Source organism: Cupriavidus sp. SK-3 (genome assembly GCF_000611145.1).
In the GTDB taxonomy this organism is placed as follows: domain Bacteria; phylum Pseudomonadota; class Gammaproteobacteria; order Burkholderiales; family Burkholderiaceae; genus Cupriavidus.
On record NZ_JFJV02000221.1, the window covers coordinates 1 to 18,993 of the forward strand.

The 18,993-nt window shown below is 67.9% G+C and carries 14 protein-coding genes; 10 read left to right on the forward strand and 4 right to left on the reverse strand.

The window, feature by feature from the left end:
• Positions 1-131: 131 nt before the first annotated feature.
• From CF70_RS22340 to CF70_RS22350, 3 genes are read left to right on the forward strand one after another with little or no spacing between them, the layout of a single operon-like run.
• A complete protein-coding gene (locus CF70_RS22340; RefSeq protein WP_035869847.1) occupies positions 132-3,272 on the forward strand; it encodes an MdtB/MuxB family multidrug efflux RND transporter permease subunit in 3,141 nt (1,046 codons plus the stop codon).
• On the forward strand, positions 3,272-6,568 hold the full coding sequence (locus tag CF70_RS22345) for an efflux RND transporter permease subunit (RefSeq protein WP_035869849.1): 3,297 nt from the start codon (positions 3,272-3,274) through the stop codon (positions 6,566-6,568). The genes CF70_RS22340 and CF70_RS22345 overlap by 1 nt, the downstream gene beginning before the upstream one ends.
• Positions 6,569-8,164, forward strand: coding sequence for an efflux transporter outer membrane subunit (locus CF70_RS22350; protein ID WP_051648784.1), 1,596 nt, complete (start codon positions 6,569-6,571; stop codon positions 8,162-8,164).
• Between the two features lie 42 nt (positions 8,165-8,206).
• Here CF70_RS22350 and CF70_RS22355 read toward each other — a convergent pair whose 3' ends face one another.
• On the reverse strand, positions 8,207-9,634 hold the full coding sequence (locus tag CF70_RS22355) for a sensor histidine kinase (RefSeq protein ID WP_035869851.1): 1,428 nt from the start codon (positions 9,632-9,634) through the stop codon (positions 8,207-8,209).
• Entirely contained in the window at positions 9,627-10,325 is a 699-nt protein-coding gene (locus CF70_RS22360; RefSeq protein ID WP_035869854.1) for a response regulator, read from the reverse strand. The genes CF70_RS22355 and CF70_RS22360 overlap by 8 nt, the downstream gene beginning before the upstream one ends.
• A gap of 145 nt (positions 10,326-10,470) precedes the next feature.
• Here CF70_RS22360 and CF70_RS22365 point away from each other — a divergent pair, with 145 nt between their 5' ends.
• Positions 10,471-11,448, forward strand: coding sequence for a Bug family tripartite tricarboxylate transporter substrate binding protein (locus tag CF70_RS22365; protein ID WP_051648786.1), 978 nt, complete (start codon positions 10,471-10,473; stop codon positions 11,446-11,448).
• Positions 11,449-11,482: 34 nt separating this feature from the next.
• Here the strand turns inward: CF70_RS22365 and CF70_RS22370 are convergent, their stop codons facing one another.
• Positions 11,483-12,385, reverse strand: a complete 903-nt coding sequence (locus CF70_RS22370) for a LysR family transcriptional regulator (RefSeq protein ID WP_035869858.1) — start codon at positions 12,383-12,385, stop codon at positions 11,483-11,485.
• Positions 12,386-12,500: 115 nt separating this feature from the next.
• On the opposite strand from CF70_RS22370, the gene CF70_RS22375 reads away from it, so the two are divergent.
• Positions 12,501-12,959, forward strand: a complete 459-nt coding sequence (locus tag CF70_RS22375; protein WP_035869861.1) for a PACE efflux transporter — start codon at positions 12,501-12,503, stop codon at positions 12,957-12,959.
• Between the two features lie 96 nt (positions 12,960-13,055).
• On the opposite strand, the gene CF70_RS22380 is transcribed toward CF70_RS22375, so the two are convergent.
• The gene (locus CF70_RS22380; protein ID WP_035869864.1) at positions 13,056-13,265 is read right to left on the reverse strand and encodes a hypothetical protein; all 210 of its coding nucleotides are present in this window, start codon (positions 13,263-13,265) and stop codon (positions 13,056-13,058) included.
• Between the two features lie 340 nt (positions 13,266-13,605).
• Between CF70_RS22380 and CF70_RS22385 the strand changes: the two genes are divergently transcribed.
• From CF70_RS22385 to dacB, 5 genes are all read left to right on the forward strand, one after another.
• The gene (locus CF70_RS22385; protein ID WP_035869868.1) at positions 13,606-14,886 is read left to right on the forward strand and encodes a flavin-dependent oxidoreductase; all 1,281 of its coding nucleotides are present in this window, start codon (positions 13,606-13,608) and stop codon (positions 14,884-14,886) included.
• An 81-nt stretch (positions 14,887-14,967) separates the two neighbouring features.
• Positions 14,968-16,128, forward strand: coding sequence for an ABC transporter substrate-binding protein (locus tag CF70_RS22390; protein WP_051648788.1), 1,161 nt, complete (start codon positions 14,968-14,970; stop codon positions 16,126-16,128).
• Positions 16,125-16,625, forward strand: a complete 501-nt coding sequence (locus CF70_RS22395; protein WP_035869870.1) for a DUF3237 domain-containing protein — start codon at positions 16,125-16,127, stop codon at positions 16,623-16,625. The genes CF70_RS22390 and CF70_RS22395 overlap by 4 nt, the downstream gene beginning before the upstream one ends.
• A 31-nt stretch (positions 16,626-16,656) precedes the next feature.
• Positions 16,657-17,238 (forward strand): MarR family winged helix-turn-helix transcriptional regulator, encoded by a 582-nt coding sequence (locus CF70_RS22400; RefSeq protein WP_035869872.1) that lies wholly within the window; start codon positions 16,657-16,659, stop codon positions 17,236-17,238.
• A gap of 36 nt (positions 17,239-17,274) precedes the next feature.
• Positions 17,275-18,819, forward strand: a complete 1,545-nt coding sequence (gene dacB, locus CF70_RS22405; RefSeq protein ID WP_035869874.1) for a D-alanyl-D-alanine carboxypeptidase/D-alanyl-D-alanine endopeptidase — start codon at positions 17,275-17,277, stop codon at positions 18,817-18,819.
• The last annotated feature ends 174 nt before the right edge of the window (positions 18,820-18,993 follow it).

Here is an 18,993-nt window from a genome sequence, read left to right on the forward strand (position 1 = left end):
CCGGCGCGGCGGGTGCCTCCGGCGCCCATGCCGAAGGACGGCGCCACCGCGATGGCGCAAGCGCCCCGGCTCCCGGCGGCGATGGCGCCCCGGCTGGCGCGGCGCCCCAGCGGCCGCAGTAAGGACTCAGCATGAACCCCTCACGCCTCTTCATCGAGCGGCCGGTCGCCACCGCGTTGCTGATGGTCGCCATCCTGCTGTCCGGGCTGGTGGCCTTCAGGCTGCTGCCGCTATCGGCGCTGCCGGAGGTCGATTACCCGACCATCCAGGTCACCACGCTCTACCCGGGCGCCAGCCCGGACGTGATGACGTCGTCGATCACGGCCCCGCTGGAGCGCCAGTTCGGCCAGATGCCGGGCCTCAAGCAGATGTCGTCGTCGTCCTCGGGCGGCGCCTCGGTGATCACGCTGCAGTTCGAGCTGACGCTGTCGCTGGACGTGGCCGAGCAGGAGGTGCAGGCCGCCATCAACGCCGGCGGCAACCTGCTGCCGGCGGACCTGCCGATGCCGCCGGTCTACAGCAAGGTCAACCCGGCCGATGCGCCGATCATGACGCTGGCCATGACGTCCGACACCATGCCGCTGCCCAAGCTGCAGGACATGGTGGATACGCGCGTGGCGCAGAAGATTTCGCAGTTGCAGGGAGTGGGGCTGGTCAGCATCAGCGGCGGGCAGCGCCCGGCGGTGCGTATCCAGGCCAACCCGACCGCGCTGGCCGCGCTCGGCATGTCGATCGACGACCTGCGCACGGCCATCGGCAGCGCCAACGTCAACGGCGCCAAGGGCAGTTTCGACGGCCCGGCGCGCGCCTCCACCATCGATGCCAACGACCAGCTCAAGTCCGCCGACGAGTACCGCCAGATCATCGTGGGCTACCAGAACGGCGCGCCGATCCGCATCACCGACGTGGCCAATATCATCGACGGCCCCGAGAACAGCCGGCTGGCCGCCTGGGCCAACGACAAGCCGGCCATCGTGCTGAGCATCCAGCGCCAGCCCGGCGCCAATGTGATCGAGGTGGTTGACCGCATCAAGGGCCTGCTGCCGCAATTGCAGAGCTCGCTGCCGGCCTCGGTCAAGGTGCAGTTGCTGACCGACCGCACCACCACCATCCGCGCCTCGGTGCGCGACGTGGAGTTCGAACTGCTGCTGGCGGTCGCGCTGGTGGTGATGGTGATCTTCGTCTTCCTGCGCAACGTGCCGGCTACCATCATTCCCGGCGTGGCGGTGCCGCTGTCGCTGGTGGGCACCTTCGGGGTGATGTACCTGGCGGGCTTCTCGATCAACAACCTGACGCTGATGGCGCTGACCATCGCCACCGGCTTCGTGGTGGACGATGCGATCGTGATGATCGAGAACATCATGCGCTACATCGAGAAGGGCGATTCGCCCATGGAGGCGGCGCTCAAGGGTTCCAGGCAGATCGGCTTCACCATCATCTCGCTGACCTTCTCGCTGGTGGCCGTGCTGATCCCGCTGCTGTTCATGGGCGACGTGGTGGGGCGGCTGTTCCGCGAATTCGCCATCACGCTGGCGGTATCGATCCTGATCTCGGCGGTGGTCTCGCTGACGCTCACGCCGATGATGTGCGCGCGCCTGCTGCACCACGTGCCGGAAGAGAAACTCTCGCGCTTCCACCGTACCACCGGCCGCTTCTTCGACAATGTGATCGACCGCTACGGCCGTGCGCTGGAATGGGTGCTGGACCGCCAGAAGCTCACGCTGCTGGTCGCCGTCGGCACGCTGGTGCTGACCGTGCTGCTGTACATGCTGGTGCCCAAGGGCTTTTTCCCGGTGCAGGACACCGGCGTGATCCAGGGCATTACCGAGGCTTCCCAGACGACTTCCTTCCCCGCCATGGCGCTGAAGCAGCAGGCGGTGGCCAAGGTGGTGCTGGAAGATCCCGCGGTGGAAAGCCTGTCCTCCTTCATCGGCGTGGACGGCACCAACACCACGCTCAACGCCGGGCGCCTGCTGATCAACCTGAAGCCCAAGGACCAGCGCAGCGATTCCATCGAGGACGTGACGCGCCGGCTGCAGGCCGCGGTCGACAAGCTCGGTGGCGTCTCGCTCTACACCCAGCCGGTGCAGGACCTGACCATCGAGGACCGCGTGTCCCGCACCCAGTACCAGTTCACCGTGCAGGACCCGGACCCCGTCACGCTGGCCACCTGGGTGCCCAGGCTGGTGGAGCGCCTGAAACAGGAGCCCGAGCTGCGCGACGTGGCCAGCGACCAGCAGAACAACGGCCTGCGCGCCTATGTGGATATCGACCGCGACGCCGCGGCGCGCTTCGGCATCACCACGGCGGTGATCGACAGCGCGCTGTACAGCGCATTCGGCCAGCGGCTGGTGTCGACCATCTTCACCCAGTCGAGCCAGTACCGCGTGGTGCTGGAAGCCATGCCCGAGTTCCGCACCGATCCGCGGTCGCTGGCAGAGCTGCGCCTGCCCTCGTCCTCGGGCGGGCAAGTGCCGCTTGGCGCATTCGCGCGCATCAGCGAGCGCACCGGCCCGCTGGTGATCAACCATCAGGGCCAGTTCCCCTCCGCCACCATCTCGTTCAACCTGTCCCCCGGCGAATCGCTCGGCGCGGCGGTGGACAAGATCACCAGGGTGGAGCAGGAAATCGGCCTGCCGATCTCCATGCAGACCGAATTCCAGGGCGCGGCGCTGGCATTCCGCGCCTCGCTGTCCAACACGCTGTGGCTGATCCTGGCGGCGGTGATCACGATGTACATCGTGCTGGGCGTGCTCTACGAGAGCACCATCCATCCGGTGACCATCCTCTCCACCCTGCCGTCAGCCGGCGTGGGTGCGCTGCTGGCGCTGCTGGTCTCGGGCCAGGACCTGGGCATCATCGCGATCATCGGCATCATCCTGCTGATCGGTATCGTCAAGAAGAACGCCATCATGATGATCGACTTCGCGCTGGAAGCGGAGCGCGAGGGTGGCATGAAGCCGCGCGAGGCGATCTTCCAGGCCTGCCTGCTGCGTTTCCGCCCGATCCTGATGACCACCATGGCGGCATTGCTGGCCGCGCTGCCGCTGATGCTCGGCACCGGCATCGGGTCCGAGCTGCGCCGGCCGCTGGGCATCACCATGGTGGGCGGCCTGCTGGTCAGCCAGGTGCTGACGCTGTTCACCACGCCGGTGATCTACCTGGCATTCGACAGCCTGGCCATGCGCCTCAAGGACTGGCGCCGGCGCCGTTATGGCGACACCGGCGATGGCGACCAGACCGGCGGCCCCGCCCCCGAGCCGAGGCCGTGATGAACCTGTCGGCTACCTTTATCCATCGGCCGGTCGCCACCGCGCTGCTGACCATCGGCATCCTGCTGGCGGGGCTGGCGGCGCTGCGGCTGCTGCCGGTGTCGCCGCTGCCGCAGGTGGACTTCCCCACCATCTCGGTGTCCGCCTCGCTGCCCGGCGCCAGTCCCGAGACCATGGCCGCCACCGTGGCCACGCCGCTGGAGCGCGCGCTGGGCGCCATCGCCGGCGTTACCGAGATCACCTCCAGCAGTTCGCTGGGCTCGACCCGCGTCACGCTGCAGTTCGAGCTGTCGCGCAACATCGACGGCGCCGCGCGCGACGTGCAGGCTGCCATCAATGCCTCGCGCGCCACGTTGCCCACCAGCCTGCCGAGCAACCCGACCTACCGCAAGGTCAACCCGGCCGACGCGCCGATCATGATCATCGCGCTGACCTCGCCCACCATGACGCGCGGCCAGCTCTACGATGCGGCCTCGACCATCCTGGCGCAGAAGATGTCGCAGATCGAGGGCGTCGGGCAAGTCACCATCGGCGGCTCTTCGCTGCCGGCGGTACGGGTGGAGCTCAACCCCACCGCGCTCAACAAGTACGGCATCTCGCTGGAGGACGTGCGCAACACCATCAGCGCCACCAACGCCAACCGTCCGCTCGGCTCGCTGGAAAACGCCACCACCAACTGGCAGGTCTACGCCAACGACCAGGCCATGAAGGCGGCAGACTATATGCCGCTGATCGTGCGCTACGCCACGCCGGGCACGTTTTCCTCGGCCTCGGCAGGCGCGCTGATCGCCAGCACCGCCAACGCCACCGCGGGCGGCGGGGTCAGCACCAAGACCGTCAACGGCGTCACCACCACCACGCTGACCACCAGCAGCGGCACCACCACCATCAGCACCGGCGCCACCGGCGGCAACGCCAGCAGCGGCGGCCCGAACGCCTTCGCCGTGCCGGTGCGGCTGTCGGACGTGGCCAGGGTGACCGACTCGGTGCAGGACGTGCGCAACGCAGGCTCCGCCAACGGCCAGCCCTCGGTGCTGCTGGTGCTCAACCGCTCGCCCGGCGCCAACATCATCGAGACCGTGGACCGGGTCAACGAGGTGCTGCCGTCTCTGCAGCAGATGATCCCGTCCGCCATCAAGATGGAAGTGATGATGGACCGCACCCCCACCATCCGCGGTTCGCTGCGCGAGGTGGAGCACACGCTGATGATCTCGGTGGCGCTGGTGATCATGGTGGTGTTCCTGTTCCTGCGCAATGCGCGCGCCACGCTGATTCCCAGCGTGGCGGTGCCGGTGTCGCTGATCGGCACCTTCTCGGTGATGTACCTGGCCGGCTTCTCGCTCAACAACCTGTCGCTGATGGCGCTGACCATCGCCACCGGCTTCGTGGTCGATGACGCCATCGTGGTGCTGGAGAATATCTCGCGGCATATCGAGGAGGGCATGAAGCCGCTCGAAGCCGCGCTCAGGGGGTCGCGCGAGGTGGGCTTCACCGTGCTGTCGATGAGCCTGTCGCTGATCGCGGTGTTTATCCCGCTGCTGATGATGGGCGGCATCGTCGGACGCCTGTTCCAGGAGTTCGCCATCACCTTGTCGGTGGCGATCCTGGTATCGCTGGTGGTATCGCTGACCGCCACGCCGATGATGTGCGCGCGCCTGCTCAAGCCGGTGAAGCCGGAACAGCAGGGCCGCTTCTACCGCGCCAGCGAACGCGTGTTCACCTGGATGCACGACCTGTACGCGCGCACCCTGGCCGTGTCGCTGCGCCACAGCGTGCTGGTGTGGCTGGTGTTGCTGGCCACCATCGGCCTCAATGTCTGGCTCTACACGATCGTGCCCAAGGGATTCTTCCCGCAGCAGGACACCGGGCGCCTGATCGGCTTTATCCGCGCCGACCAGGCCACTTCGTTCCAGGCCATGCGGCCCAAGCTCGATAACTTCATCAAGATCGTGCAGTCCGACCCGGCGGTGGTCAACGTGACGGGCTTCACCGGCGGTTCGCAGCGCAATACCGGCCAGATGTTCGTTACGCTCAAGCCGATTTCAGAGCGCGATTCGGCCGACGCCATCGTCGCCCGGCTGCGCGTCAAGCTGGCCAAGGAGCCCGGCGCCAGCCTGTTCCTGACCTCGGTGCAGGACATCCGCATCGGCGGCCGGCAAAGCAGTTCGGCTTACCAGTTCACGCTGCAGTCGGACGATCTCGACGTGCTGCGCGAGTGGGAGCCCAAGGTGCGCGCGGCCATCTCCAACCTCAAGGGGCTGGAGGATGTCGATACCGACACCAACGACAAGGGCCTGCAGACCTCGGTCATCATCGACCGCGACACCGCGTCGAAGCTCGGCGTCACCGCCCAGCAGATCGACGCCGTGCTCAACGACGCTTTCGGCCAGCGGCTGGTGTCCACCATCTACCACCCGCTCAACCAGTACCGGGTGGTAATGGAACTCAGCCCCGAGTACCTGCAGGGCCCGCATGCGCTCAACGATATCTACGTGGTCACCGGCGGCGGCAAGCGGGTGCCGCTGTCAGCCTTCGCGCGGTTCGCGCCCACCAGCACGCCGCTGGGCGTCAACCACCAGGGCCAGTTCGCCGCCTCCACCATTTCCTTCAACCTTGCCGAGGGCGTCTCGCTGTCGCAGGCGACCGACATGGTCAAGAGGGAGATGGCGCGCATCGGCGTGCCGGAGACGCTGCAGGCCAACTTCCAGGGCAGCGCCAAGGCCTTCCAGGACTCGCTCAAGAGCCAGCCGCTGCTGATCCTGGCCGCGCTGATCACCATCTACATCGTGCTCGGCATGCTGTACGAGAGCTATGTGCATCCGCTCACCATCCTGTCCACCCTGCCATCGGCGGGCGTCGGCGCGCTGCTGGCGCTGCTGGCCTCGGGCACGGACTTCAGCATCATCGCGCTGATCGGCGTGATCCTGCTGATCGGCATCGTCAAGAAGAACGCCATCATGATGATCGACTTCGCCATCGATGCCGAGCGGCGCGAGGGCCTGTCGCCGCGCGATGCCATCTACCGCGCCTGCCTGCTGCGCTTCCGCCCCATCCTGATGACCACGATGGCGGCCTTGCTGGGCGCCATACCGCTGGCGATCGGCCGCGGCGACGGCGCCGAACTGCGCGCGCCGCTGGGCATCTCCATCGTCGGCGGGCTGGTGGTCAGCCAGTTGCTCACGCTGTACACGACGCCCGTGGTCTACCTGACGCTGGACCGCTGGCGCCTGAAGGTGAAAGCCTGGCGCCAGCGCCGTTCGGCCATGCCTCCAGCCACGGCCAGCCTCGAACCCTGAATGCGATCCATGAACGCTTTTCTCCGCCTCCCTACCCTTTCCTTCCCGGCGACCGCGATGACGGTGGCATGCGCCCTGCTGCTGGCCGGCTGCGCCGTGGGGCCCGACTACCAGCGGCCCGATGCGCCGTCCACGCCGGCCTTCAAGGAGGCACCGGCCGACGCCTCGCAGTGGGGCGAGTGGAAGCCGGCCGAACCGCAGGACACCAGCGAGCGCAGCAACTGGTGGGCGGTGTTCGCCGATCCGGAGCTCGACAAGCTGATGGCGCAGGTGCAGGTCTCCAACCAGAACATCAAGGCATCCGAGGCGCAGTACCGGCAAGCGCTGGCGGCGCTGCAATCGGCGCGCGCGGGCTACTTCCCGACCGTGAACGCATCGGCCGGGCTCGACCGCACGCGCGGCAGCAACGGCCAGGTCGCCAACGGGCAGAGGGCCACGCTGTCGGCCAGCTGGGAAATCGATGTGTGGGGCCGCGTGCGCAGGCAGGTGGAAAGCAGCGAAGCCAGCGCGCAGGCCAGCCAGTCCGACCTGGCTTCGACATTGCTGTCGACCCAGTCCACGCTGGCGCAGAGCTATTTCCTGCTGCGCATCACCGACCAGCAGAAGGCCTTGCTGGACCGCACGGTGACCGACTACGAGAAATCGCTGCAACTGGTACGCAACCAGTACGCAGCCGGCACCGCCCAGCGCTCCGACGTGCTGCAATCCGAGACCCAGCTCAAGAGCGCGCAGGCTCAGCAGATCGATATCCAGATCACGCGCGCGCAGCTGGAGCACGCCATCGCCGTCCTGACAGGCAAGCCGCCGGCGGACCTCGCCATCACGCCGCAGGACTACGCCGCCGCCGTGCCGCGCGTGCCCATCGCGGTGCCGTCGGTGCTGCTGGAACGCCGGCCCGATATCGGCGCGGCCGAGCGCCGCATGGCCGCGGCCAATGCGCAGATCGGGGTGGCCCAGGCGGCTTATTACCCGACGCTGACGCTATCCGCCACCGGCGGTCTTTCCGCCAGCACGCTGGCGCGCTGGCTGGCGTTGCCGGACCGCGTGTGGTCGATCGGCCCCGCACTGGCCGGCACACTGTTCGACGGCGGCCTGCGCAGCGCCGCCAAGGCGCAGGCGGTTGCCGCCTACGACCAGAGCGTGGCCGACTACCGCCAGACGGTGCTCTCCGCCTTCCAGGAGGTCGAGGACGGCCTCGCGGCCGCGCGCCTGCTGGAGCAGGAATCCGTGGTGCAGAACGACGCGCTGCGTTCGGCGCGCGACGCGCTGGCCCTGGTCAACAACCGCTACCGCGCCGGCACCGCCAGCCTGCTGGACGTGCTGACGGCGCAGACCACCGCCTACACGGCGGAGCGCACCGCGCTGACCATCGTAGGCCGCCAGTACACGACCAGCGCGGTGCTGATCAAGGCACTGGGCGGCGGATGGCATATCGAGACGGACAATGCGTCGAACGCGGCGCCGGCTGCGCCAGGTACCGCGCCAGCCGCACCGGCCCCTGGCGGAATGCCACCGCCCGCCGGAACGCAAGGCGCCGCGCCGGTACCGGCAACCGCACCGGTGCGCTCCGCCGCCAGCGTGTCCGCGCGGCGGTAGCCATCGCTGGCATCCGGTGGCGTCCGGTGGCGCTCCGCCGCCCTATGCCGGCGGAAAACGCACCCGCACCAGCAGGCCATTGCCGCCCTCGCCCTCCTGCAGCGCCAGCGTAGCGCCGTGCGCGGCGGCAATGTCGCGCACGATGGTGAGACCGAGCCCGGAGCCGCCCGGGTTCGCCTCCCCCGCGACTCTCAAGCCGGCGGCGTTGCCGCGATAGAACGGCTCCAGTACCGCCGCGCGTTCCTGCAGCGGAATGCCGGGGCCATTGTCTTCCACCTCCAGCACCACCGCTTCGCCAGCGCGATGGACGCGCGCCGTGACGACGCCGTCCGATGGCGTGTAGCGCAGCGCGTTGTCGACCAGGTTGGTGACCAGTTCGTGCAGCAGGTCGGTGCCAAGCACCGGCAGCGCGCCCTCGCCCTCGAAACCCAGGTCAATGCGCCGCGCGCGGGCCGCGGGCGTGAGTTCGAGGCAGACCTCCCTCACCAGCGCCGCCAGGTCCAGCACACGCGGTGTCTCCGCGCCGCCGTGCGCGGCGCGCGCCATCGACAGCAGGCGGTCGGCCAGCGCGGCCATGCGCGCGGTGCTGTCGGCCAGACCCTGCGCGATGCGGCGCTGCTCGGCGGGATCGTGCTCACGCGCCGCCAGTTGCGCCTGCGTATGCAGCACCGCGAGCGGCGTGCGCAACTGATGCGCCGCGTCGGCAATAAAGCGGCGCTGCGCGGCCAGCACCTGTTCCAGCCGCGCCATATAGCCGTTCATCGCCTCCACCAGCGGCGCCGTTTCGCGCGGCGCGCTATCGAGAGGCAGCGGCGTGGTGGCGCCGGGCTGGCGCTGCGCCACCTCGGCGCGCAGCGCATCGAGCGGCGCCAGCGCGCGCCGCGTGAACAGCCAGATCACGAGCACCACCGCCAGCACCAGCATCAACTGGCCCCACAGCACATCGAACAGGATGTTGCGCGTCAGCGCCTGGCGCGAGTCGAGGGTCTCGCCAACTTCGATCAGCGCCATGCCGCCATGCGTGCCGCTCGCGTCCATCACCGGCTGGCGCAGCGCGGCGATGCGGATCGGCTGGCCGCGGTAAGTGCGGTCGTAGAAACTCACCAGCGCGGGATAGAGCTTGGTGCGGGGCTGGCTGGCATCGAACGGCGGCAGGTCGTCGTAGCCGGAGACGAACTCGCCATCCACCCCGCTCACGCGATAGAACATGGTGGCGTTCATGCCCACCTCGAAGGTATCGAGCGAGATATAGGGCACGTCCACGCGCACGCCTTCGGGTGTGAGCGTGATGCGCTCGGAGATATTGCGCGCGGAGGCCAGCAGCGTGCGGTCGTAGGCCAGGTCGGCTGACGCCAGCGCATTCGAATACGCCACCACGCCGTACACCGCCTGCAGCACCAGCATGGGCGGTATCAGCCACCACAGCAGGCGCGCACGCAGGCTGGCGGGACGCCTGCGCGGCTCAGCCAACGCTGGGCTCCAGCACGTAGCCCAGCCCGCGCAAGGTCACGATGGCCGCGCCGGAGCCTTCGAGCTTGCGGCGCAGGCGATGCACATAGACCTCGATCACATCGGGCTGGGTCTCGTCGGCCAGCGTGAAGATGCTGGCGTAGATCCGGTCCTTGCTGACGGTCTTGCCGGGCGGCGTCATCAGGATCTCCAGCACCGCATGCTCGCGCGGCGTCAGCGCGAGCGGCACGCCGCCCACCTGGAAATGGCGCGACACCGTATCGAAGCTCAGGCCGCCGCAAACCACCAGCGGCGCCTCGGTCTGGCGCGCGCGGCGCAGCAGCGCCTTCACGCGCGCCTCGAACTCGGCGAGATCGAAGGGCTTGGCCATGTAGTCGTCGGCGCCCAGGTCCAGGCCCCTGACCCGGTCGCCCACTTCGCCGCGCGCGGTCAGGATCATCACCGGCACGCGGCAACCGCGGCCGCGCAGGCGGGCGAGCAGGTCGAGGCCGTCGCGGTCTGGCAGCGTGAGGTCCAGCAGCACCAGCGCGTAGTCGCTGCCGGCACCGGTGCCGCCCGCGTGCGTGCTGAACAGCAGGGATTCGGCGCTGACCGCGTCGGCGGCGCGCTCCACGGTGAAATGCAAGGCGCGCAGCGCCTGCATCACCCAGGTGGCCAGTTCGTCGTGGTCTTCGACCAGCAGTACTCTCATGGAAGGTTCTTCTCCTGCGCTTGCGCGCACTCCGTTATGCCTGATTTTCTCACCGGCAGCCAACGGATTTGCCCGGGATTTCCCGGTAAGCTGTCTGCCGCGTTGTCGTTCTGTCCCGTCGTCCGGCCCCATCCAAGGAGAATCCATGAGCAACGTCCCGGCCGCCCTGCGTCTCGCCTGCGCCGCGCTCGCCCTGGCGGCGGTTTGCGCGCATGCGTCCCCCGCGCCGGAGTGCATCGTGCCCGCCAAGCCCGGCGGCGGCTTCGATCTGACCTGCAAGCTGGCGCAGCGAGCCCTGCTGGAAGCCGGACTGACCGGGCAACCGATGCGGCTGGTCTACGTGCCGGGTGGCATCGGCGCCGTGGCCTACAACAGCATCGTGGCGCAGCGCCCCGCCGAGCCCGATACCATCGTCGCCTTCTCCGGCGGCTCGCTGCTGGCGCTGGCCGAAGGCAAGTTCGGCAAGTATGGCGTGGCCGACGTGCGCTGGGTCGGCGCGCTCGGCACCGACTACGGCATGATCGCGGTGCGCGCCGATTCGCCTTACAAGACCTTGAAGGATCTGGTGGCTGCGCTCAAGTCGGATCCCGACCAGGTGCTGTTTGGCGCCGGCGGCACCATCGGCAACCAGGACTGGATGAAGGCCGCGCTGGTCGCCAGGCAAGCCGGGGTTGGCTACAAGCGCATGCGCTTCGTGGGCTTCGAAGGTGGCGGCGAGGCCTTCACGGCATTGCTGGGCGGACATGTGCAGGCGGTGTCGGGCGACGTCTCCGAAGCCGCGATGCAACTCGGCGCCGGCGGGATCCGCATCCTCGCCGTGCTGGCCGAGCGGCGCCTGCCGGGCAGGCTTGCCAGCGTGCCGACGGCACGCGAGCAAGGCTACGACATCACCTGGCCCATCCTGCGCGGCTTCTACATGGGCCCGAAAGTCGCGCAGGCCGACTACCAGCGCTGGGCGGGCCGCTTCGAGCGCCTGCAGGCAAGCCCGGCGTTCGTCCGGCTGCGCGCGGAGCAAGGCTTGTTCCCCGCCGATCTGGGCGGCGCGGCGTCGCTCGACGCCTATGTGAAGGACACCGTGCGACGCTACGGCACGCTAGCGAAGGAGTTCGGCCTGGTCCGCTAGGCGGCGACGTGCGCGAGCGTCCGGGGTAGCAGCCCTATGCCGGCCGCTTCTCCGGGCGCGGCAGCGGCTGCTTGCTCACCCGCTCCTTGAGCCACGTAGCGGCCTTGCCGAGCGGCCGCTGCTTGTGCCACACCAGCTCCATCGCCACCGGCCAGTCCTGGTCGTCGAACTCCAGCACCGGCGACACCAGTTGCGCCGCGGCCGGCGAATTGGCCGCCACGTGCCAGGGCACGAAGGCCCAGCCCAGCCGGCGCTTGACCAGCTCGACGATGACCCACTGGCTCTCCACCCACCAGACTTCGGCGGCCACGCGCAGCCGCATTTTTTCCTCGCTATCGCTGCGGGTCGCCACCATCAGTTGCCGGTAGCGTTTCAGTTCCTCCCAGCCCACGCGCTGGTCCGCGAGCGGATGGTCGGGCGCACAGATGATCTGCATCGGCACCCAGCCAAGCGCACGGAAGCCCAGCTCCGGCGGCAACACCTCCTGGCGCCACATCAGGCCCAGGTCGGCGGAACCGGCCAGCACCAGCCGGCTGACATCCTCCATCAAGGGAAACAGCAATTCCAGTTCCACCGCCGGGAAGCGCGCCGAGAACTCTTCGAGCAGCACGCCCAGGGTTTCCTCCGGATACAGCTCATCCACCGCCAGCACCAGGCGGCTCTCGACGCCTTCGCCCAGGCTCTTGGCCACACCGCGGAAATGCTCGCAACGCTCCAGGATCACCCGCGCCTCGGCCAGCAGGCGTTCGCCCGCGGCGGTCAGGGTCGGATAGCGACCGGCACGGTCGAACAACTGATTGCCGAGATCGATTTCCAGGTTGGCCACGGCCGCGCTCACCACCGACTGGGCTTTGCCCAGGCGGCGCGCGGCGGCAGAAAAAGAACCGCATTCGGCGGCGGCCGCGAAGGCCTGCAATTGTTCCAGGGACAGGCTCATGGGATTCCTGATAGAGCGATGCCGTCATATCCATCGTTTTTAGCGATGGATACCAACTTGGCTATCCCACGATTATAGATAGAATGACCTCCATTGACGCCAGACAGGAAGTATCATGCGCAGCACCAAGGACAGAATCCGCCACACCATCGGCTTTGAACTGATTGGCCTGCTGATCTTCGCGCCGGTGGGCAGCTGGCTATTTGGCTTCGCCCTGCACCAGATGGGCCTCATCGCGGTGGTGGCATCGGTGATCGCCGCCGGCTGGAATTATCTGTACAACCTGCTCTTCGACAAGGCCATGCTCCGGTTCACCGGACAGTTGCGCAAGCCGGTGGCCGTGCGCGTGCTGCATGCCATCCTGTTCGAACTGGGCCTGCTGGTGGTGTTCCTGCCCATGGTGGCGTGGTACCTGGACATGAGCCTGTTCGATGCCTTCATCATGGATATCGCGGTGGCGGCGTTCTACGTGGTCTATGCCTTCATCTACAACTGGGCCTATGACGCAGTGTTCCCCGTTGGAGCCGGCGCCCGGACCAGGACGAAGACGAAGGCAGTCGGGGAGTCCGCCTGAGCGGCGCCCCTCCGAATGCAAAAAAGCGGATGCCACCGGCATCCGCTTTTTTGTTGCAACGGCCTGGATCGTACACCGGCCGGCTGCTATTCGTGCTTACCTCCGGTCGGGGGTCGCCACATTACCGACCACGCCACCCAGGGCCGCGCCACCGATGGTGGCAGCCGGTCCGCCAATCAGGGCTGCACCCGCGACGCCGCCGACGCCTGCGCCAATCGCCGTATTGCGCTGCTTGGGAGTCATGTCGGCACAGCCCGCTACGCTGAGCAGGGTGGCAAGCAGGAGAGACAAGGTCACGGTACGCATGATGGGGCTCCTTGAAGGATTGGCATTGCGGCAGTTGCTTTCAGTATGGATGCCGGATAAGCCACGCGCGACCGGGCAGGGGCCTAACCTCTTGTCAGAGGAATCCCACAAGATTCCACACAGGCTTCCCCTGGCGCCGCTCCGGCCGTCTGCGCGCGCCGTGCGGCAATTTCCCCGCCATGCCCGGTATTACGGGTTTCTCCGCACGCTTCATAGCTTGATGCGCTCATCCATTTAGTTATACTACATAACAATATTGCCACTTGCCGCCGACCCTGCAGAACCTGCATGAGGGACCCGCGCGGCGCGGCAATCCATAACAAGCTGTGGAGACGACATCATGAAGATCGCGATAGCCGGCGGTGGCATCGGCGGCCTGACGCTGGCACTGCTTTGCCACCGGCATGGCATCGAGGCAGAGGTCTGGGAAGCCAGCGAAGCGCTGCGCCCGCTCGGCGTGGGCATCAACCTGCTGCCGCACGCCGTGCGCGAGCTGGCCGAACTGGGGCTGCTCGACGCGCTGGCCGAACTGGCGGTACAGACCTCGTCACTGTCTTACTACAACAAGCTGGGCCAGCGCATCTGGCACGAACCGCGCGGGCGCGCGGCGGGCTACGACCTGCCCCAGTTTTCCGTACATCGCGGCGAATTCCAGATGCTGCTCTACCGCACCGCGGTGGAACGCCTGGGCGCCGATCGCGTGCACACCGGGCATACATTCGAATCGGTGGTGAACACCGGCGCGCGCGCCGGCGAGCCGGTGGCGTTCACGCTGCGCCGTCGCAGCGACAACGCGGAAGTCACCGCCCGGGCCGATGTGCTGGTGGGCGCCGACGGCATCCACTCCGCGGTGCGCCGCCACTTTTATCCGCAAGGCGACGCGCCGCGCTTCTCGCGCCGCACGCTGTGGCGGGCCGTCACCGAAGCGCCGCCGTACCTGGATGGCAGCTCGATGTTCATGGCGGGCCACCAGGACCAGAAGTTCGTGGCCTACCCGATCTCCGAACCGCTGCGCCGCCAGGGGCGGTCTCTGGTCAACTGGATCGCGGAGCTGCGCGTGCCCGACCACGTCTCGGACACGCCACCGCGCAGCGACTGGAACAAGCAGGTCGACAAGTCCGTGTTCAGCGCGGCCTTTGCGAACTGGCGCTGGGACTGGATCGATATTCCCGCGCTGATCGACGGCGCCGAAGCCATCTACGAATTCCCCATGGTCGACAAGGACCCGCTGCCGCGCTGGACCTTCCACCGGGTGACGCTGCTGGGCGACGCCGCCCACCCGATGTACCCGATCGGCTCCAACGGCAGCGCCCAGGCCATCCTGGATGCGCGCTACCTGATGGACAGCCTGCTGGCCAACGGCGCACCGCGCGATGCGACCGGCGCCGGCTACGCGCTGCGCGAGTACGAGGCGGAGCGGCTGCCGCGCACCGCCGCCATCGTCCTGCGCAACCGCCTGAACGGGCCCGAGCAGGTCATGCAGCTGGCCGAGCAGCGCGCGCCGCAAGGCTTCAGCGATATCGACGCCGTGATACCGCGCGCTGAGCTCGAAGCCATCGCACTGCGCTACAAGCAGCTCGCCGGCTTCGACCGGCAGTCGCTGCAGGCACCTGCGCGCTAGCCCACTGCTTCGCCCCTCGCATCAAGCCCGACGACCGGCCCTGAGAAGCCGGCGTCATTCCAAAGAGAAAAAGGAGACATCTTGCCGCGCCCCAGCCCTATCCGCCCCGCTACCGCTGCCCGCCTCGCGCTGGCCGTGGCCGCCACCCTTGCCGCCGCGCCCGCGCTGGCCGAAGTGACGGTCGGCGTCAGCATCTCGTCGACGGGCCCCTCGGCTTCGCTCGGCATCCCGCAGAAGAACAGCATGCCCCTGCTGCCGGAGACCATCGGCGGCGAGAAGATACGCTACGTGGTGCTGGACGACGGCTCCGACCCCACCCAGGCCACCAAGGTGGCGCGGCGCTTTGTCAGCGAAGACAAGGTCGACATCATCCTCGGTTCGTCGGCGGTGGCGCCGTCGATCGCGATCGCCGAAGTCGCCGACGAGAGCCAGACCGTGCAGCTAGCCTTCTCGCCCATCGAACTCAAGCCCGGCCGCGGCGAATGGACCTATCGCCTGGCGCAGCCGGTCAGGCTGATGGCCGAAGCCGTGGCGGAAGCGGCGCACGCCAGGGGCGTCAAGACCATTGCCTTCATCGGCTTTGCCGACGCCTACGGCGAGACCTGGCTCAAGGAGTTCACCGCCGCCGCCACCGCGCGCGGCATCCGCCTCGTCGCCACCGAACGCTATGCGCGCTCGGATGCCAGCGTGACCGCGCAAACGCTCAAGCTGATCGCCGCCCGTCCCGACGCGGTGCTGATCGCGGGCGCGGGCACCGGCGCCGCCCTGCCGCACACCACTTTGCGCGAGCGCGGCTACGCCGGCCCGGTCTACCACACGCACGGCGCCGCCACCAAGGACCTGATCCGCATCGGCGGGAAGGCCGTGAACGGCTCCATCCTCCCGGCCGGTCCGGTGATCGTGGCCGAGCAACTGGCGGACAATGCCGCGGTGAAAAAGCCCGGGCTGGACTATGTGGGCCGCTATGAAAAGCAGTACGGTCCCGAGAGCCGCACCCAGTTCGGCGCGCACCCCTACGATGCCGGCCTGGTGCTGCAACGCATCGTGCCGGTGGCGCTCAAGCAGGCGAAGCCGGGCACGCCGGAATTCCGCAAGGCACTCAAGACGGCGCTGGAGAGCGAGCGCAATATCGTGGTCTCGCACGGGGTGCTGAACTACACGGCGCAGGATCATTTCGGCTTCGACACGCGCGGCCGTGTGCTGCTGACCATCGACAACGGCAACTGGAAGCTGCTGAAATGACCGCGCCCCTGGTTAGTGACGCGCTGCCCGCCCCCACGCTGGAACATGTGGCCGACTTCAGCTTCCGGCTGGCGCCGGCCACCGAGGTGGGCGCGAGCGCGCTGGGCAACCGCCGGGTGATCCCCATCCTGGACGGCGCGGTCAGCGGGCCGCGCCTGCAAGGGCGCATCCTGCCCGGCGGCGCTGACTTCCAGCTGGTACGGCATGACACGGGCAACGGCATCGCCGTGGCCGATATCGAAGCGCGCTACGTGCTGGAGACCACCGACGGCGCGCGCATCTACATCGTCAACGCCGGCTTGCGCAGCGGCCCCGGCGCGCTGATCGCGCGGCTCGGCGCCGGCGAGGTGATCGATCCGCGCCTGATCTACTTCCGCACGGCGCCGCGCTTCGAAACGGCATCGCCCGGTTACGACTGGCTCATGCAGCACCTGTTCGTCGCCACCGGCGCCCGCTATCCCGACCGGGTGGAAATGCGGTATTTTCGCGTCATCTGATCCTGTTTCATTCGACCGACGCCAAGGCATCATGACCACAGCAAAGGCGCGCCCGCGCCACAGCCGCGACGCCCCCGATCCCGCTGGCGCCAGCCAGGCGGCCGACACCATCGGCGGCTTCGACCCACATATCCCCAACATCGACTACGGCGTGCTGGACAGCCTGATCGGCTACGCCATCCGCCGCGCGCAGATCCGCATCTACGAGGACTTCGTCCAGTCGCTGGCGCAGTGGCACATCACGCCGCCGCGTTTCTCCGCGCTGGTGATCATCTCGCGCAACCCGCACCTCAAGCTGACCGAACTGGCCAGCATCCTGGGCATCGCGCGCTCCGGCGCGGTGCTGCTGGTCGATGCGCTGGAAGACATGAAGCTGGTTGCACGCCGTCCCGCGCCGCATGATCGCCGGGCCTACAGCCTGGTGCTGACGCCAGCGGGCCGCCGTACGCTGGAAGCCGCCACCACCGCGGTGTGCGCGCACGATGCGCACGTTGCGGCCGCGTTATCGGCGCAGGAGCAGGACACGCTGCGCGCGCTGCTCGGCAAGCTGGCGCCGCCGCGTCCCGCCGGCATGGCCCAGCCGGCGCTACCCGCGAGCCTCACGGAAATCTGAACTTCGCGTCATCCGCGCTCATGCCCATGCGTTAACATGGGCACCATGCCGAAACGCCCTTCCCCATTCCTTCACCGCCTGTTGCCGCTTTGCGCCGCCGGGCTGCTATGCATCGGCGGCCTGCCCGCCGCCACCGCCAAGACCACCGTCCACAAGGCCAAAGCCTCCCACGCCGCTACCACGCCGACAGAACATGCGGAGCCGCGATCGGGCCTGCCGGCCAGCGTGACGGGCGCGCTCAAGCGCGCGCACGTGCCAGCCTCGGCCGCCAGCTTTTATGTGATCAAGGTCGGCGCGCCGGCGGCCCGCGCAAGCTGGAACGCGCAGACGCCGATGAACCCGGCCTCGACCATGAAACTGGTCACCACTTTTGCCGGCCTGCAGTTGCTCGGTCCCGGCTACCGGTGGCAAACCTCGCTCTACGCCGACGGCCAGCCAGGCGCCGACGGCACCATCAACGGCAACGTCTACCTGCGCGGCCAGGGCGATCCCAAGCTGGTGCCGGAAGAAATGGCCAAGCTGGTCGCCAAGGCCCGCGCCGCGGGCGCCACCACCATCAATGGCGACCTGGTGCTGGACCGCAGCTACTTCGACTCCGCCATCGCCAACGGCGCCACCATCGACGGCGAGACCCAGCGCGCCTACAACGTCAGCCCCGACGCGCTGCTGTATGCCTTCAAGACGCTGTCGTTCACCATCACGCCCGACCCGGCCAGCCAGTCGGTAGCGGTATCGGTCACGCCCGCGCTGGCACAGCTCAAGCTGGACAACCGCCTGGCGCTGTCCAACGGAAAATGCGGCGACTGGTCGGCACGCGCCCGGCCCTCCGTCACGCAACAGCCCGACGGCACCGTGCTGGCCTCCTTCGACGGCAGCTACGCCGCCGACTGTGGCGAACACGTCTTCAATATCGCCACCCTCTCGCACAACGAATTCACCTGGGGCGGCTTCGTCGCCGAATGGCAACTCGCCGGCGGCCGCTTCACCCACCAGCCGGCGCTGCGCATGGGCCGCCCCCCGCGCGGCGCCTTCCTGCTCGCACGCCACTACGGCCAGCCGCTCTCCGATATCGTGCGCGACATCAACAAGTTCTCGAACAACGTGATGGCCCGCCAGCTCTATCTGACCATCGGCGCCGAGATGGATCGCAGCGGGCCTGCCAGCACCGCGCGCTCGGAAAAAGTAGTGCAACGCTGGCTGGCGCGCCAGGGGCTGACCATGCCGGACCTGGTACTGGACAACGGTTCAGGGCTGTCGCGCGAGGAACGGATCAGCGCGTACGATATGTCGCGGTTGTTGCAGCAGGCGCTTGCCAGCGAGGTTGGGCCGGTGTTGATCGATTCGCTGCCCATACTTGGGGTGGACGGCACGTTGCGGAACCGGTTGACTAAGGCCGGTGCGGCCGGCAATGCGTATATGAAGACGGGGACGTTGAATGATGTGCGGGCGCTGGCGGGGTATGTGGATGCCCTTAACGGGGATCGGTATGTGGTGGTGAGTTATATCAATCACGCGAATGCGTCGCAGGCGCGGGATGCGCATGATGCGTTGTTGCAGTGGGTTTATCAGGGGGCGCCATAAGGCGTTGGTTTTTTGGGGCCGGCTGGCTTTGACGGTGTGTGCTGCAAAACCGTTGGTTTTTGATTGCTGGGTTGGGGTTGGATTTGGCGGCGTTGGTTGTTGGACCCAACAGCGTACGACATCCCCCTGCGGGGGTGGTCGCCGTTTCTTTGAGCGGCGTTGGTTTTTGCACCC

Bases quoted from the DNA above. Each gene is read 5' to 3' on its own strand.
- CF70_RS22350 (WP_051648784.1), top strand. From the start codon at position 6,569: ATGCGATCCATGAACGCTTTTCTCCGCCTCCCTACCCTTTCCTTCCCG.
- CF70_RS22385 (WP_035869868.1), top strand. From the start codon at position 13,606: ATGAAGATCGCGATAGCCGGCGGTGGCATCGGCGGCCTGACGCTGGCA.
- CF70_RS22380 (WP_035869864.1), bottom strand. From the start codon at position 13,265: ATGCGTACCGTGACCTTGTCTCTCCTGCTTGCCACCCTGCTCAGCGTA.
- CF70_RS22375 (WP_035869861.1), top strand. From the start codon at position 12,501: ATGCGCAGCACCAAGGACAGAATCCGCCACACCATCGGCTTTGAACTG.
- CF70_RS22400 (WP_035869872.1), top strand. From the start codon at position 16,657: ATGACCACAGCAAAGGCGCGCCCGCGCCACAGCCGCGACGCCCCCGAT.
- CF70_RS22395 (WP_035869870.1), top strand. From the start codon at position 16,125: ATGACCGCGCCCCTGGTTAGTGACGCGCTGCCCGCCCCCACGCTGGAA.
- CF70_RS22340 (WP_035869847.1), top strand. From the start codon at position 132: ATGAACCCCTCACGCCTCTTCATCGAGCGGCCGGTCGCCACCGCGTTG.
- CF70_RS22345 (WP_035869849.1), top strand. From the start codon at position 3,272: ATGAACCTGTCGGCTACCTTTATCCATCGGCCGGTCGCCACCGCGCTG.
- CF70_RS22370 (WP_035869858.1), bottom strand. From the start codon at position 12,385: ATGAGCCTGTCCCTGGAACAATTGCAGGCCTTCGCGGCCGCCGCCGAA.
- dacB (WP_035869874.1), top strand. From the start codon at position 17,275: ATGGGCACCATGCCGAAACGCCCTTCCCCATTCCTTCACCGCCTGTTG.
- CF70_RS22360 (WP_035869854.1), bottom strand. From the start codon at position 10,325: ATGAGAGTACTGCTGGTCGAAGACCACGACGAACTGGCCACCTGGGTG.
- CF70_RS22365 (WP_051648786.1), top strand. From the start codon at position 10,471: ATGAGCAACGTCCCGGCCGCCCTGCGTCTCGCCTGCGCCGCGCTCGCC.